This is a genomic window from Cohnella endophytica (genome assembly GCF_003628305.1).
GTDB classification, from domain to species: Bacteria; Bacillota; Bacilli; order Paenibacillales; family Paenibacillaceae; genus Cohnella; species Cohnella endophytica.
Genome location: NZ_RBZM01000007.1, coordinates 261706 through 277273 on the forward strand (window position 1 = coordinate 261706; position 15568 = coordinate 277273).

Annotated in this window: 15 protein-coding genes; 10 read left to right on the forward strand and 5 right to left on the reverse strand. The window is 51.5% G+C overall.

From position 1 onward, the window contains the following. Positions 1-127: 127 nt before the first annotated feature. The 8 genes from D7Z26_RS17140 to D7Z26_RS17175 all read left to right on the forward strand — a co-directional run bounded on the left by D7Z26_RS17140 (position 128) and on the right by D7Z26_RS17175 (position 9380). Positions 128-1009 (forward strand): carbohydrate ABC transporter permease, encoded by an 882-nt coding sequence (locus D7Z26_RS17140; RefSeq protein ID WP_120978211.1) that lies wholly within the window; start codon positions 128-130, stop codon positions 1007-1009. Continuing rightward, positions 1009-1842 (forward strand): carbohydrate ABC transporter permease, encoded by an 834-nt coding sequence (locus D7Z26_RS17145; RefSeq protein WP_120978212.1) that lies wholly within the window; start codon positions 1009-1011, stop codon positions 1840-1842. The genes D7Z26_RS17140 and D7Z26_RS17145 overlap by 1 nt, the downstream gene beginning before the upstream one ends. 132 nt (positions 1843-1974) lie before the next feature. Continuing rightward, positions 1975-3270 carry an ABC transporter substrate-binding protein gene (locus tag D7Z26_RS17150; RefSeq protein ID WP_120978213.1) on the forward strand — a complete coding sequence of 432 codons (1296 nt, stop codon included), beginning with the start codon at positions 1975-1977 and terminating at the stop codon, positions 3268-3270. A 29-nt stretch (positions 3271-3299) separates the two neighbouring features. Then, complete coding sequence (locus tag D7Z26_RS17155; RefSeq protein WP_120978214.1) at positions 3300-4130, forward strand: sugar phosphate isomerase/epimerase family protein; 831 nt, start codon at positions 3300-3302, stop codon at positions 4128-4130. 22 nt (positions 4131-4152) lie between these two features. After that, on the forward strand, positions 4153-5256 hold the full coding sequence (locus tag D7Z26_RS17160; protein WP_120978215.1) for a Gfo/Idh/MocA family protein: 1104 nt from the start codon (positions 4153-4155) through the stop codon (positions 5254-5256). 102 nt (positions 5257-5358) lie between these two features. Then, a complete protein-coding gene (locus tag D7Z26_RS17165; RefSeq protein ID WP_158602360.1) occupies positions 5359-6270 on the forward strand; it encodes a DMT family transporter in 912 nt (303 codons plus the stop codon). A gap of 216 nt (positions 6271-6486) precedes the next feature. Continuing rightward, entirely contained in the window at positions 6487-7119 is a 633-nt protein-coding gene (locus D7Z26_RS17170) for a GGDEF domain-containing protein (protein ID WP_120978217.1), read from the forward strand. 182 nt (positions 7120-7301) lie between these two features. Beyond that, positions 7302-9380, forward strand: coding sequence for a transglycosylase domain-containing protein (locus D7Z26_RS17175; RefSeq protein ID WP_120978218.1), 2079 nt, complete (start codon positions 7302-7304; stop codon positions 9378-9380). 54 nt (positions 9381-9434) lie between these two features. On the opposite strand, the gene D7Z26_RS17180 is transcribed toward D7Z26_RS17175, so the two are convergent. Continuing rightward, positions 9435-10031, reverse strand: coding sequence for a TetR/AcrR family transcriptional regulator (locus D7Z26_RS17180; protein ID WP_120978219.1), 597 nt, complete (start codon positions 10029-10031; stop codon positions 9435-9437). A gap of 225 nt (positions 10032-10256) precedes the next feature. On the opposite strand from D7Z26_RS17180, the gene D7Z26_RS17185 reads away from it, so the two are divergent. Together D7Z26_RS17185 and D7Z26_RS17190 are read left to right on the forward strand one after the other, a co-directional pair. After that, complete coding sequence (locus D7Z26_RS17185) at positions 10257-11741, forward strand: DHA2 family efflux MFS transporter permease subunit (RefSeq protein WP_120978220.1); 1485 nt, start codon at positions 10257-10259, stop codon at positions 11739-11741. A 114-nt stretch (positions 11742-11855) separates the two neighbouring features. Beyond that, positions 11856-12944: a Gfo/Idh/MocA family protein gene (locus D7Z26_RS17190; protein ID WP_120978221.1), complete on the forward strand. Its 1089-nt coding sequence runs from the start codon at positions 11856-11858 to the stop codon at positions 12942-12944. A gap of 26 nt (positions 12945-12970) precedes the next feature. Here the strand turns inward: D7Z26_RS17190 and D7Z26_RS17195 are convergent, their stop codons facing one another. Genes D7Z26_RS17195 through ureE form a run of 4 tightly spaced genes read right to left on the reverse strand, consistent with a single transcriptional unit; the run spans position 12971 to position 15566 of the window. After that, complete coding sequence (locus D7Z26_RS17195; protein WP_120978222.1) at positions 12971-13795, reverse strand: urease accessory protein UreD; 825 nt, start codon at positions 13793-13795, stop codon at positions 12971-12973. Between the two features lies 1 nt (position 13796). Then, positions 13797-14408, reverse strand: coding sequence for an urease accessory protein UreG (gene ureG / locus D7Z26_RS17200; RefSeq protein WP_120978223.1), 612 nt, complete (start codon positions 14406-14408; stop codon positions 13797-13799). 23 nt (positions 14409-14431) lie between these two features. Continuing rightward, positions 14432-15118, reverse strand: a complete 687-nt coding sequence (locus D7Z26_RS17205; protein WP_120978224.1) for an urease accessory protein UreF — start codon at positions 15116-15118, stop codon at positions 14432-14434. Next, positions 15111-15566: an urease accessory protein UreE gene (ureE, locus tag D7Z26_RS17210; RefSeq protein WP_120978225.1), complete on the reverse strand. Its 456-nt coding sequence runs from the start codon at positions 15564-15566 to the stop codon at positions 15111-15113. The genes D7Z26_RS17205 and ureE overlap by 8 nt, the downstream gene beginning before the upstream one ends. Positions 15567-15568: the final 2 nt, after the last annotated feature.

The window sequence follows — 15568 nt, forward strand, 5'->3', positions numbered from 1 at the left end:
CAGCGCTTTCAGTCTATCACCGCCGGGTCAAAATCGTCCACCTATCTTCTCAAATTAGGGAGTGGGAAACGTTTCATGCCCTTTATACAATGAAGGTACTTCACATCTTAGATAGGAGGAGCCTGTTATGAGAAGATGGTTGACCTCGCAGACGATGCAGCAATCGGTGTTCGTAGGTCCCGCGCTGTTGGTGTATGCCGCCATCATGGTCTTACCGCTGCTGTTGGGCATCTATTATTCGTTCTCCGACTGGAACGGCGTATCCAGCCATATCGATTGGGTCGGATTGAAAAACTACAAAACGATTTTTACGGACGATCCCGGCTTCGGCCGATCCTTCTGGTTCACGGCTCGGTTTACCGTCAGTGTCGTAATCATCAGCAATGCGATCGGCTTTGCTATCGCCTATGTCTTGTCCAAGCCGCTGAAGACGCGAAATATGCTTCGCACGGTCTTTTTCATGCCGAACGTGCTTGGCGGATTGCTGTTAGGGTTCATCTGGCAGTTTATCTTCACCCGGAGCTTTTCCGCCATCGGACAAGCGACCGACATCGGTTTTTTTAACTTATCCTGGCTTGGAACGGAGGCCACGGCTTTCTGGGCTCTTGTCATTGTCAGCGTGTGGCAGGGAGCGGGGTACCTTATGGTTATCTACATCGCCGGGTTGACGAACGTCCCGAGCGACATGCTGGAGGCGGCCTCGATTGACGGGGCGACGGGGATGCAGACGTTGCGTCATATCGTGCTTCCGCTAATTATGCCGGCGGTGACGATTTGCTTGTTCCTCAGCATATCTTGGGCGTTCAAGTCGTTTGACCTGAACTTCTCGTTGACGCAGGGCGGGCCGTATAAGTCGACCGAATCGGTGGCCATGAACATTTACTACGAAGCGTTCAAGAGTAACCGGTACGGGCTCGGCACGGCCAAAGCGGTCATTTTCTTCGTCGTCGTTACCGTCATCACGATGATCCAACTCTCGATGACGAAGAAGAAGGAGGTGGAAATGTAATGAAAGAGCGAACGTACGGCATGAAGTGGTTTTCGGTAGAGATCGTCGTCCTGCTGCTGGCGCTTCTGTTCCTTGCTCCTTTTTATTTCGTTCTCGCCAACTCGTTCAAAGGGTTCGCCGAGCTGTTGTCGGACACGTCCGGCTTGCCAAAAAGCTTAGATTGGAGCAATTACGAACGGGCATGGGAAGTATTGAATTTCCCGCGGGCCTTGCGCAATTCGCTGCTGATTACCGTATTTAGCGACCTATGCATAATCGTTGTCTCTTCTATGGCGGCTTACCGCCTGCTGCGCCATCCGACGCGGATCAACCGATTGTTGTTTCCTTTGTTCGTAGCGGCAATGGTCGTTCCGTTCCAGGCGGTTATGATTCCGCTAGTCAAAGTCGGCAATTGGTTGCACATCCTGAACAGCATTCCGGGCATTATCTTGTGTTACACGGGTCTTGGCGCTTCTTTCTCGATCTTCCTCTATCATGGCTTTATGAAATCGATCCCGCTTGAGGTGGAAGAAGCGGCCGTCATGGACGGCTGCAACCCGTACGGCATCTTCTGGAGAATCGTCTTCCCGCTGCTGAAGCCGATGACGGTTACCGTGATCGTATTGCAAAGCTTGTGGATGTGGAACGATTTCTTGCTCCCTCTGTTGATCCTGCAGAAGCCGGAGCTGCAAACGATCCAGCTCGCCACGAATTCGCTGTTCGGGCAATACTTGAAGCAATGGGATCTGGCGCTTGCGGCACTGGTCATGGGCATTGTGCCGATTCTGGCTTTCTTCCTCGCGCTGCAAAAGCACGTCATTCAAGGCATTACCGCAGGCGCCGTGAAAGGGTAGCCGACCGACGAATCGGACCCCCAGAGCAAATTTGTCCACCTAAACAGTCAATGCGATGAGTGTTGGAGCGGGGAACGGCTGAACTACAATGGGCTTGTAACGAAACAGACGACACAGGGGAGGCAAGGCACAATGAAAAAATGGCTAACGACAATTAGCACGGTAACGTTGGCAGGCTCCTTACTCGCGGGCTGCGGTGGCAACGAAAAGGCGGGAAGCGGTACGGAGGCAAGCGGAGATCAGCCGGCGGGCAAAGAAGTAACGATCAAAATCATGAACTTCAAGGTCGAGGTTGCCGAGCAGTTCAACAGGCTGAAAGACGAATACGAAAAAACCCATCCCGGCGTTAAGCTTCAAGTCGATACCGTCTTGGGCGGAGACGATTACAACACGCAATTAAAAGCGCGTTTCGCCTCTGGCGAAATGCCGGATATATTCAACAACGAAGGCTATAACCAGATGGATGCATGGCTTGAATATCTCGAAGACTTGTCCGACCAGCCCTGGGTGCAGAACGAGATCGACCTTGCGAAAGAACCGACGACAAGAGACGGCAAAGTGTATGGCATGCCGGTCGGACTTGAAGGTCTCGGCTTCTTGTACAACAAAGACTTGTTCGAGCAGGCGGGCATTACCGAGCTGCCGAAGACGCTGTCGCAATTGGAGGCGGTTGCGGAGAAGCTCCAAGCGGCGGGCATTCAGCCGTTCGTCAACACGTACGATACGTGGTTCGGCCTTGGCTTCCACAACTTGAATAACGCGTTTGCGAAGCAACCCGATCCGAACGCCTTCATCAAAGGCTTGAACGACGGTACGGCGAAGATAAGCGACAACGTGATTTTCAAAGACTGGACGCATCTGTTCGACGTCGCGATCAAATACGGCAACAAAAACGCCCTTACAACGGACTATAATACCGCATCCACCTTATTCGCCACCGGCAAGGGAGCGATGAACCAAAGCGGCAACTGGCTTCAGCCCGTGTTGGACAAGTTGAACCCCGGCATGAACGTCGGCATTCTGCCGATGCCGATCAACGATGATCCGGCGTTAAACGATAAGCTGTTCGTCGGGCCGTCCAACAACTGGGTCGTTTACAAAGACTCCCCGGTGAAGAAGGAAGCGAAAGAATTTCTGAACTGGCTCGTCTCCTCGGAAACCGGCCAGAAATACTTGACCAAGGAATTCAAATTCATTCCGGCGTTCACGAATATCAAGACGGACCCGGCGGATCTCGGTAGCATCGGCGCGGATGTGCTGAAATATATCGAGGAAGGCAAAGTTCTCGGTTGGCATTGGGCGAAATATCCGGACGGTGCGGCACCGGAATTCGGTTCGTCGATGCAGAAATACATCGTGGGCAAAATTAACGCGGTTCAGATGTTGGGCGAGTTCCAATCGGCTTGGGACAAGATGAAGTCGAGATAAGGATTCATTACAAAACAGGAGGTATATCGATGAACTTACAATTTGGATTACAACTTTATTCCGTACGGGACGAGCTGCAGAAAGATTATTGGGGAACGCTGGAGAAGCTGGCCGCCATCGGCTATCGCCATTTGGAAATCGCCAACCATAACGCGGATTCGGGCTTGGAGCCGAACGCAACCGAGCTTCGAAAACGATTGGACGCGCTCGGCATGAAGGTAGTATCGAGCCATATCCATCCGCTGGACCGTTACGAGGAAATCATCGCTTACAATAAGGAGCTCGGCAGTACGGCTATCGGGCTCGGCATCGCCTTCTTCAAGAACAAGCGCGAAGTGCTGGAATGCTGCGAGTTGTTGAACCGTCATGGAGAAGCCTACAAAAAAGGCGGACTGGACTTCTACTATCATAACCACTTCCAAGAGTTTCAGAAATTCGATGGCGAATACGTGCTGGACATCATCCTGAACAATACGGATAAGGACTTGGTCAAAATCGAATTCGATACGTACTGGGCCGTCCGGGGCGGCGTCGATCCGATCGCTTACTTGAAGAAGCTGGGCGACCGCTGCGATCTCGTTCATCAGAAGGATTTGCCGGCAACGGCCATACCGGCCAACTTGCTGGAAGTGACCGGCGAAGACGCGGATATTACATTCGAACGATTCCTGGAGCTGCAGCAAGCCGACCAGTTCTCGGAAGTGGGCGAGGGCACGCTCGATATCGCGGGGATCATCCGCACGGTTCGCGAGATCGGCGCGGCCAAATATATATTCGTCGAGCAGGATTTGACGTCCCGCAACCAGCTGGAAAGCGTTGAAATCAGTTACCGGAACATCTCGAAGCTATTTGGAGCTTGATAGGATCGGAGGAGGCATAGATATGAAAAAAGTGAAAATAGGCATTATCGGTTGCGGTAATATTAGCTCGATTTATTTCGAGGCGGGGAGCAAGTTCGACATTCTCGATATCGTCGCATGCGCCGACTTGGACTTCGATCGTGCGAAGTCGACCGCGGAGAAATACGGCGTTCCGAAGGCGTGTACGGTAGATGAGCTGCTGGCCGACCCGGACATCGAAATCGTCGTTAATCTGACGATTCCGCATGCTCACGCGGAGATTCATCTTCGGGCGCTTGAAGCGGGCAAGCACACGTACGGAGAGAAGCCGCTGGCGGTCACGATGGAAGACGGGCAGCGCATTCTGGCTCTGGCCGAAGAGAAAGGCCTGCTCGTCGGTTCCGCGCCGGACACGTTCCTCGGCGGCGGCATCCAAACGTGCCGGAAGCTGATCGAAGACGGCTGGATCGGCAAGCCGATCGCCGCCACCGCGTTCATGATGGGCTCGGGGCCGGAAAGCTGGCATCCGAATCCGGGTTTCCTGTATCAAGTAGGAGCGGGGCCGATGTTCGACATGGGACCGTATTATTTGACCGCCTTGATCAACCTGATCGGACCGGTACGCCGCGTTTCGGGGTCGGCGCAGCGGACCTATCCGGAAAGGACGATTACGAACGACCTCGATTACGGCAAAAAAATCCCGGTGGAAGTGCCGACCCACATCGCCGGTACGCTCGACTTCGAGAATGGCGCCGTGGGAACGATCATTACAAGCGTAGACGTCTGGGGCTCGAAGCTGCCGCATATGGAGATTTACGGCTCGACCGGCACTTTAATCGTTCCGGATCCGAATACGTTCGATGGCCCGGTATACGTGAAACGACACAATCAAACCGAGTTCACGGAAATCCCGCTGACGCACGGCTTCACGGACAACAGCCGCGGGCTTGGCCTGATGGATATGGCGTACGCGATCCGGAACGGGAGAGCGCATCGCGCGAACGGCGCCATGGCTTACCATGTGCTGGAGCTGATGCACGGCTTCCATCTATCGTCGGAGCGAGGCGCGCACTATAACGTAGAGAGCGTGTGCGAGCAACCGGCGGCGCTGCCGACCGACCTGCCAAGGAACGGACTGGACGGGTAGTCTGCACGGCTTAAGGACGACAAGGCAGGGTTCCCTCCGCTAGTTGGCGGCGGCAACCCTGCTTTTGTGCATGATAGGAACGGAGAGAAGGAGGGGATAACGGTGGCACCCAAATACGCGGTCGGTCTCATCTTGACCGCCGCCTTGTGTTACGGGACGTTGGCGACCTTAACGAAGTTGGGACTCGCGCATGGATTGCATGTCGGCCAAGTCAACGGCGTTCAGTTTATCGTCGGTGCGGTGCTTCTCTGGGCGGCAGCCCTGCGGAAGCGGGGGCTGTGGCAGAAGCCGAAGCTTCGAGCGGTGCTGAAGCTGCTCGCGGTCGGAACGCTGCTCGGGGCGACCTCCGCGCTGTACAATGCTTCGATCGAACGCGTGCCGGCCTCTATCGCTGTCGTGATGTTGTTCCAGTTCGTCTGGATCGGCGTTGCGTACGAATGGATTTTTGGGCGCATCGCGCCGAACGGCAAAACGTTACTCTCGATCGCCATCTCCCTTGTCGGCGCGTTATGCGCCGCCGACGTGTTCCGCGGCCAGCTCGCCGATATCTCTTCGACAGGAATCTGGCTTGGCCTTGGGGCTGCATTCTCTTACGCCGGGTCATTGTACACGAGCGGCAAAGTGGCGGTAGAAGTAAACGCGTGGCTGAGAGCGCCCTTGATGGCTACGGGAGGACTGGTCCTGATTATGCTGCTCTATCCTCCCGGCGATCTGCTGGCCGGCGCTTCTTGGACCGGGTTTTGGCCGCTTGCGATCATTCTTGGACTTATGGGAATGTTCGTTCCGACGTTATGCCTCATGTTCGGCACGCCGTCGATCAGCGCCGGACTGACGACCGTGACGGGATCGGCGCAGCTACCGATATCCGTGCTACTGGCCTGGGCGGTGTACGCCGAGCCGGTGTCCGGACTGCAAGGGTTCGGCGTCGTCTTGATCCTGGCGGGCATTGCCGTTGCGCAATGGAACGGGAAGCTACGGGATAAGCGGATTCCGGGAGTGGACAGTAGCGACTAGACAAGGATATATGAACCCACTCCATACGCGGAGTGGGTTCGCTTCTATATAATGATGCTTCATTTAATAGATAGAAATATATGCTAAATCCGAACTTTCGTTATGCTATAATCAAAGCAGTAAATTCATTCGACCTGGAAGACGGCATTTGCCGTTATTTCCGCGAACAAGTGCATTTGCTGTGGCTGCGCTACTGCCGGAAAGTGGAGATCGATAGTGAAATATACGGGCCGAATCGTCATTACGATTGTTGTTTTGGCTTTGATAGCGTTAGCCAGGATTTATGGCAATGTGTATTACGATTACCCCATGTCAAAGCTGCCCTTGATAGGGATTCTAGCCGTATTGATTTGTTGGTGGTTGGGTAGCCAATATGACAAGGTCAAATTTTACTCCGAGAAAGACCTCTTGACCGAAATCCATAACAGGAGATTCGTCATCCAGAAATTCCCCGGACTTCTTGCGAAAACGGGTAGAAGAAATGAAAATATGATTTTGTTTCTTATTGACGTAGATAACTTCAAGAAGATTAATGATACATACGGTCACGAAACGGGAGATAAGGTGCTTCAATCTATTTCGAGAATCTTATTATCGAATACAACGAATAAGGATATCGTCGCCCGTTGGGCGGGGGACGAGTTCTTGATCGTTTCCCCGTATTCGGATGAAAAAATCCGCGAGGTAATCATTCATAAAGTCAAAAACGCATTAAAGAAATTATCCGAAGAAATCAATATGGACGTTTCGGTTGCCATTGGAACTTCCGTGTACCCGAACGACGCCAAAACATTGGATGCTTTACTTCATACCGCAGATCGTCGAATGTATGAAATGAAGTCGCAATAAAATACATACCTGCTGCGAATTAGGCACCTTTCGAGGTGCCTTTTTAGCTTTCATTTACTACTGTAAACGACGCCATTGGCAGAATATTCATTTGACTATATTTCGTATTTTCCCCATGATGATAAAGTTAAAAACCACCTACTTCGGGTTAATGATGCAATATACCACCTTGGGGGACAGATATGACAGAACAAAACTTACATAAAGAACCAGGGAACATTCGCAAAGACGCCAAATTGCCGAAAAGATTTCGAATCCTGATCATCGGCGCCATACTGGGGCTTTTGTCGCTTGCGGCTATCGGGGCTTATTGGATCAATTCGCTTAATATCGAGAAGTTGGTCGTTCCGATACTAGCGCCTACTCAATTGATAGATAAGAACGGCAAGCCTAGCTCTCAGATCATTTCCGTCAAAATCGAGTCCGTATCGCTCGACCAAATTCCGATGCATGTGCGGCAAGCGATCGTCGCGGTAGAAGATAAGCGATTTTACGAGCATACCGGAGTGGACGCCTTCGGCATCATTCGAGCCGTGTTCCGGAATGTGAAGGAAGGCGGCGCGGCGCAGGGAGGAAGCACGATTACCCAGCAGCTGGCCAAGAACGTATTTTTATCCGGTAAAAAAACGTTCTCGCGCAAGCTGACGGAAGCAGCCTATGCCCTTAAGATCGAGTCTTCTTATAGTAAAGACCAGATTCTCGAAATGTATTTAAACCAAATTTATTTCGGCGAAGGTCAATGGGGAATACAAAAAGCAGCCAAGCGCTATTTCGGCAAAGATACGAAGGATTTGACGTTGGCTGAGGGGGCTTTATTGGCCGCGCTGCCGAAAGCTCCCAGTCGTTATTCTCCGCTTAAGAACAAGGAGCTCGCGTTGGAGCGACGAAATCTTGTGCTCGGCTTAATGCGAGACGAAGGTTTTATTTCGCCAGCGGAGTATGGCCAAGCCATAGTTGAACCTATTCAGGTACTCAAGAAAGCGGCCCCGGAGCTGGAAAACCGCTTGCTAGGCCAATATGCTTCGTATACCGACGAAGTAATCGATGAGGCTATCGAATTATATGGATTTACGGAGCGCCAACTGCTAGCGGGAAATCTTCTTATCTATACGGAGCTGGATCCGGCCGTTCAGAACGCGATGGAAGAAACGTACCGTAACGATTCCCTGTTTCCAATTAGCGCACCCGATCAGCTCGTGCAGAGCGGAGCCGTTATCCTGGACCCGTCAACCGGAGGAGTTCGCGGAATCGTGGGGCAACGGGGCGAACATGTATTTAGGGGTTTTAACCACGCCACGCAATTGGTAAGACAACCCGGTTCCGCATTCAAACCGCTGATGGTCTACGCCCCTGCTCTCGAAAAGGGATACGATGCGAAATCGATGCTGTACGACGGTCCGTTAGACATTAAGGGTTATAAGCCGGAAAATTCGGATCACCGAACTTTGGGGCAAGTATCGCTTCGGGATGCGGTTATTCATTCGAGGAATATTCCAGCGGTTTGGTTACTTAACGAAATTGGGCTGGAAACGGGAAAGACGTTCGTTGAGAAGCTCGGAATTCCTCTTGCGGAAGAAGATAATAATCTAAGTTCGGCATTGGGCGGACTGTCACAAGGGTTATCTCCGCTTCAAATGGCACAAGGCTACAGCGTGTTTCCTAATCTGGGGGCAGAGGTTCAGGCGCATACGATCACCAAAATCACTACGGCGGATGGACGGGTGCTGGCTGAAGCCGATTTTCAATCGAATTCGATTATGTCACCGGAGAATGCGCATGCGATGACAGAGCTGTTGCGCGACGTTGTCCGGGAGGGAACGGGCAAAAATGCGGCAATGGATCGTCCGGTAGCGGGAAAGACGGGGACGACGCAGCTTCCGCAGAACAAACAGTTCGCAGGGATTACCGGCGGTGCCAAGGACGCTTGGTTTGTCGGTTATACGCCGGAACTGGTAGGGGCTGTGTGGCTAGGCTACGACAATACGGACAGTAAGCATTATCTAACGACATCGGGTGGGCAATATCCGGCTTTAATCTTCAAAGAGATGATGTCTTTGGCTTTGAAGGGTGTTCCGGTATCCGAGTTTAAGCTTCCCGCGACCGGGAAACTGGATAAGGGGAATAACGGTAAAGAAGATAAGAAAGAGAAGAAGCAGAACGATAAAAAGGATAAGAAAGACAAGAAGGAAAAAGAAAAAAAAGATAAAAAAGACAAACAAAAAGATAAAAAAGATAAAAAGAATAAGCAAGATGAACAGTAAAAGGGAGGAGTGTAGCTTCTCCCTTTCAATATCCCCCTCGCGACTACTCAGGATTTATGGGCTGGTCGCATTTTGATGCATACGGAACAGGATAGAAAGCTGCTTGGCGAGATAAAGCGGCGTGTAGGGCATATCGTCGCGGAGCCAGCAGACAATCGTACCGATGAAGGCGGAGGAGCCGTACCAGATTACGATATCTATCGGAACGTTCACAGCCTGGGCGGGTAAGGAAGCGTCTCGCTTCTCGGCTCTGCTGGTGATCATCTCAACGAATAGCTTCCTAAGGCGATCGGTGAAAATCGGCACGCGTTTGGAAGCGAGCAGAACCTTGTAAAATTTCGAATTCGCCGCGATATGTTCAAGCAGTTTGACCAATATGGACCAATCCCTGTCTACGGGGGGCTGATTCGGCACATCCTTCAAGATCGCTTGTATTTCATCGATCATGTCATCCGCCATTCTCTCCAACATATCCGGAATATCCCGGTAATGAAGATAGAAGGTGACACGATTAATCGTAGCGCGTTCCGCAATGCGATTCACGGTTAATTTCTCGAATTCGATCTCCTGAAGCAAATCGACGAATGCATCTCGAATCAATTGGCGCGTACGAAGGATACGCGGATCCGTATGCGGCGACGTTGTTGACATGGCTCTCATTTCCTTTCCCCATCATGATCTATGCGACAATTTTATACGCTTTGTAAATTATCTTTCCACCAGACTACAGAATGCCGTTTAAACGTAAACTAATAAACATTTTACGGGAATGTGTTGCTTGTGAATCCCAAAAGAGCTGATTATAATTTTACATTGAGTCTATTATACAACAAAGTGTTTATTAGCTCTATGTTAAATTTGAAAGGATTGAGCATAATGGGTAATCATTCAGCCTTTGACAGCAGTTCGATTAAGAAAGGCCCCCTGCTGTTCGTTATGATTCTGGGGGCGTTCATCGCCGTCCTGAATCAGACGATCATGAGCGTCGCGACACCGGAGCTTATGGTCGATTTCAATATCGCAGCATCTACGGCCCAATGGTTGACGACCGGGTATATGCTGGTAAACGGGGTTCTAATTCCGATCACCGCATTCCTAATGCAGCGATTTACGACCAGGGAGCTTTTTCAGGCTTCCATGATTATTTTTCTGGCTGGAACCATTGTCTCGGCTTTGGCGCATAGCTTCGACTTATTGCTGGTTGGCCGCTTGATTCAAGCAGCCGGAGCGGGTATTATTATGCCGCTGTTAATGACTGTAATCCTGACGGTGTTCCCTCCCGACAAGCGAGGAGCCGCGATGGGAATGGTCGGTTTCGCCATTATTTTCGCTCCCGCTATCGGGCCTACGCTCGCCGGTTACGTCATGGAACACTACTCTTGGCGTACGATGTTCTATGGAATGATTCCGTTCGTCGTTATCGTTATTGCGATTGCCTTTATTTATTTGAAAAACGTAGCCGAACGCAGTTATCCCAAGATTGACATTGGGGGCGTCGTTCTTTCGACCATCGGGTTCGGCGCTATTCTATATGGATTCAGCAGTGCCGGTACCAAGGGCTGGTCAAGCGTGGAAGTTATCTCAACGATATCCGTAGGCATTGTCTCCCTAATCCTGTTCACATGGCGGCAGTTGGTCTCCAAGAGCCCGCTGCTTGATCTCAGGGCATTCAAATACGGCATGTTCTCCCTGACGACCGTTATTAATATTGCGGTTACGATGGTCATGTATGCGGATATGATGCTGCTTCCGTTGTATTTACAAAACGCGCGCGGATACACGGCAATGGAATCCGGACTTCTGATGCTCCCCGGCGCGCTTCTGATGGGAATTATGATGCCGATCACGGGAAGACTATTCGATAAGTTCGGAGCGAAGTGGCTGTCCATTATCGGTATGGTTATTACGATCTTAACGACGATCGGCTTCGTTAATCTGACGGATTCCACCAGTTATACGTATTTGGTTCTGATGTCCACGGGACGCCGGTTCGGGATGGCCATGTTCCTGATGCCGATTACGACGGCGGGTCTGAACCAATTACCCGCAAGACTTAATGCGCATGGTACGGCCATCTCCAACACCATCAAGCAGGTGGCCGGCGCGATCGGTACCTCCTTGCTTATCACGGTGATGACGAGCAGTACCAAAACGCATCTTCAGAATACGATCGCAGCAGGCGGCTCTGGGACGAAAGAGCATATGATCACGGAGGCGACGATTCAAGGGATTAATGATGCGTACCTCGTCATTATCGGAATCGGCATCGTCGGTCTGCTTCTTTCTTTCTTCATCAAACGCACGGGGCAAGCCAAGGAAGAAGAAACCGGAGTCGCAGTGGCATCAACCACAGTTAAGTAACGATAGAAGAGCCTTCAAAGAGCTTCTCCGCTTCGTCAAGCCGGAGAAGCTCTTCTGCATGCAAATGGTTAGTGTATAATCTGGGGATACGATAGAAAAAGGCGGTGTAATTTCATGGGGAAACCGATAGCTTTTAGCATGATAGGCGGTGGAGGATTTCGCGCGCAATATTTTCTGAGGATTGCCCAAGCTCTTCCGGAGCAATTTCGTATTCACGGAATGGTTGTCCGTGACGAATCGAAAGGCAGAGCCATGGAAGACTTGTGGCGTGTGGCTACGTACCGGACGTTAGATCAGCTGTTGCTGAAGGAGCAGCCGGATTTCGTCGTTCTATCCGTCGACCCATCTTCGGCAATGGATTATATGCTGGAGCTGACGGAACGAGGAATTCCCGTACTGGCGGAAACGCCTCCCGCCCCTGATCTGGACGGTCTGCTGCAGCTTCACGAAAGGCTTACCCGTCGAGGCGCGCGAATTCAAATCGCCGAACAATACCAGTTTCATCCGATACAAGAAGCCCGCGAAACGTTCGTTAAGTCGGGTCGGCTAGGCAACGTGAATCAAATGACCGTATCCATATCCCATTTTTATCACGCCGTTAGTCTAATTCGGAAAATGCTGGGGGTTCGGTTCGAGGACGTAAGCATTAGAGGCATGAGATTCGAATCCGATTGGGTGGCAGGTCCTAACCGAAGCGGTCCGCCGACGGAAGATAAAATCATTCGATCGGAGAGGGATATCGCTTGGTTGGATTTTGGCGGTAAGCTTGGGATTTACGATTTCACCAAGGACCAGCATCGTTCATGGACTCGTTCAAACCATTTAAGCATTAGGGGAGAGCGTGGAGAAATATTCGATAATCGGATCAGCATACAAGACCCTGACTGCACGCAGGTCCAAATGGAATTCAAGCGTATCAATAAAGGCGAATACGAGAATGCGGAGGGTTACTTCCTTAAAGGAATTATGGCGGGGGAGCAGTGGGTATACGAAAATCCTTTCATGCCTGGAAGATTGTATGACGATGAAATCGCGATTGCCGCCTGCTTGAAGAAGATGGCGGCATATGCGGCAGGCGGCCCCGACTTCTATGGTCTTCCGGAAGCGTCTCAGGATCACTATATCGGAATGCTGATCGAGCAGGCCATTAGATCCGGAGAGACGGTAGTCTCGGTGCGGCAGCCTTGGGCCGAGTTGGAGTAAAGCCGGAGGGGCTTGTCCCGAAGCGGCTAATACTTTCGAAACGAGATCGGATTTTTACCGAACCAATGCTCCCGGACGAAACGCTGGCATGTTTCGAATACAGCCTCGATTTGTTGAGTCGAAGAGGCAAGCACCCTTACGGTGAATCCGGGGAGGACTAACGCGGACACGCCGATCCGGCAACAACCGGAGTAGGTGTCGAGCCTATCGCTTACAAGCTCAATGAAATCGGAGGTAGCTTTTTCTCCGACGACCAGCATCGAACCGAAATGGGTGTATCCTTCAAGAAGCCCCAATCCCCTCACTTCATGCGCATCGGGCCGCAGTTGGAGATGGTCGAGCACGACCAGTTCCTCCTCGAAATAGACGATCGTCTTCAACTGCAGTCCGTTGTACCGAAACAAGCTGCCGTCGATAGACCATCCGGGCGTGACGATATCGCTGTAAAGCAGTGCTGAGCCGCGTTTCATCCGGATGAGGGTATGTTGTCGATACTGCGCGTTCTGATAAGCGATGATGGGATCCGGCATATACTCCAGATAGCTATCCTTCTCGAGAACGATGGTCGTTTCTTGAAACGCCGGAGAGGCGACCATTTTATAAATTTTGGTGGAGGATTGGGTGGTGAGTAGCATCTGCGCCTGCTCTCCGACTTGAATTTCAATCCGGTAGCGGTCCCCGCTGACATAGCCGCCGCCGGGATTCATTAAATAGAAGCAAGGCTGATGGGGATCGCCAAGATAGACGGGCGGGGAAACCTTTAAGGCTCCTCGGTTATAGACCTCTGCGGCAACCGTTCTCCCTAGTTTCTGCCGAACTGCAAGCTGAAGAAATCCGGTCCAGCCGTCCATATTATTGTAAGCCCGACAGCAGGGCATTTTCTTTGATCCAATCCACGATATCCGGCAGACCGACATCGTCCTTTAAATTGGCGAATACAAACGGCTTATTGCCTCTGAATGTCTTCGTGTCCGACTCCATAACATCGAGGCTGGCACCTACATAGGGCGCGAGATCGATTTTGTTGATGATGAACAAATCGGACTTGATCATCCCTTGGCCGCCTTTGCGGGGGATTTTCTCGCCTTGAGCCACGTCGATAATATAGATCGAGAAATCAACGAGCTCCGGGCTGAATGTTGCCGCTAAATTATCTCCGCCGCTCTCCACGAAAATCATTTCGACATCGGGATGCCTGCTCGTCAATTCCGCGATCGCGGCAAAATTCATCGAAGCATCCTCTCGAATCGCCGTATGCGGGCACCCGCCGGTTTCTACCCCGATAATGCGGTCCGAGGCAAGAATTCCGTTTTTGATGAGAAAATTAGCATCTTCTTTCGTATAAATGTCATTTGTAATGACAGCCATGCTGAGATCCTCGTGCATATGACGGGTTAACTTCTCGACGAGCATCGTTTTTCCGGCCCCGACAGGTCCACCGACGCCTATACGAATGGGTTGCATTGTTATCTCTCCCTACTCTTTTTCTAGGACATAAACAGCCGGACATGCAGTCGCTCATGCTTCATCTGGGACAGTTCGATGCCAGGCGGCGTGACCCCGAATTCATCTTCATCTAGCTGTTCAATCTTCTCTGTTGCCCGTATCAAATGAGGTTGCAGCTCTTGAAAGAGCCGTTGTCCTTCCGTCTGACCGAGCGGGATTCCCCGCACCCCATTCTGGATCAAGCTTGCCGTACAAGAATAGAGGTAGGAAAGGATCGCGGTAGGCTTCGGAACACCCAGGTGATGCGCGATGATGGCAAACACGATCGCCGGATGTCCATAAGCAATCTTCGACTTCACATGTTCATGGTAAACCGCAAGCGCTGGAATAGAATAAAGCTCCATCCCCAGTTGCGCCATTCGCTGACCCATTCGGATGCCGCCTTCCCGGCTCTCGCGGGCCATGCTCTGCACCGTGATCATGCGGTCCAGAATCCAAAGGGGCTCCCATTGCTCTCTGCTCAAGGCTTCATAAGCCAGCCGAAGGGCCAGTCCGTCACTATGGACCAACTGCTCCCGGACATAGACTTCTAGCCACTGGGCGAATGTCATCTTGCTTGAGACTTGTTCATTCTGGATATAAGTCTCCAACCCGAAAGAATGGCTGAAAGCTCCCGTAGGCAGATTGGAATCGCATAGCTGTAGTAGCGACAACAAATAGCTATCCATGACTATGGCCGATATGCCGGAAAGGCTGACTCACTTTTATGTTCTCGCGAAGATAAGGGATGTTCGCTTGCGCGAGCATATCTTCGATCAAGTAATCATACTGGATCAGCATGCGATCGTCTTCGAATTGCGCCGGCAAATGACGATTGCCCAGCTTATGCGCGATGTCTCCCATTTCGCGCATACTCCGCGGCCGGATAACCAGAATATCCTCCGGGAGCACTTCTACCACGATCATATTATGGTCGTCCATATAAAGCACATCCCCATGACTCAGGTCCATCGGTTGACGCAAGGAAATGCCTAATTCTCGCCCGTGGTCCGTAACGACACGCTGAATCCGTTTGACCAAGTCGTCGCTTGGTAAATAGACTCTCTCTAAATGGCGGTTTCCTGCGCCTTCCGGGCTTATCCGCTCAAGGCGGGTAATGATTTGCTCGATAATCATGA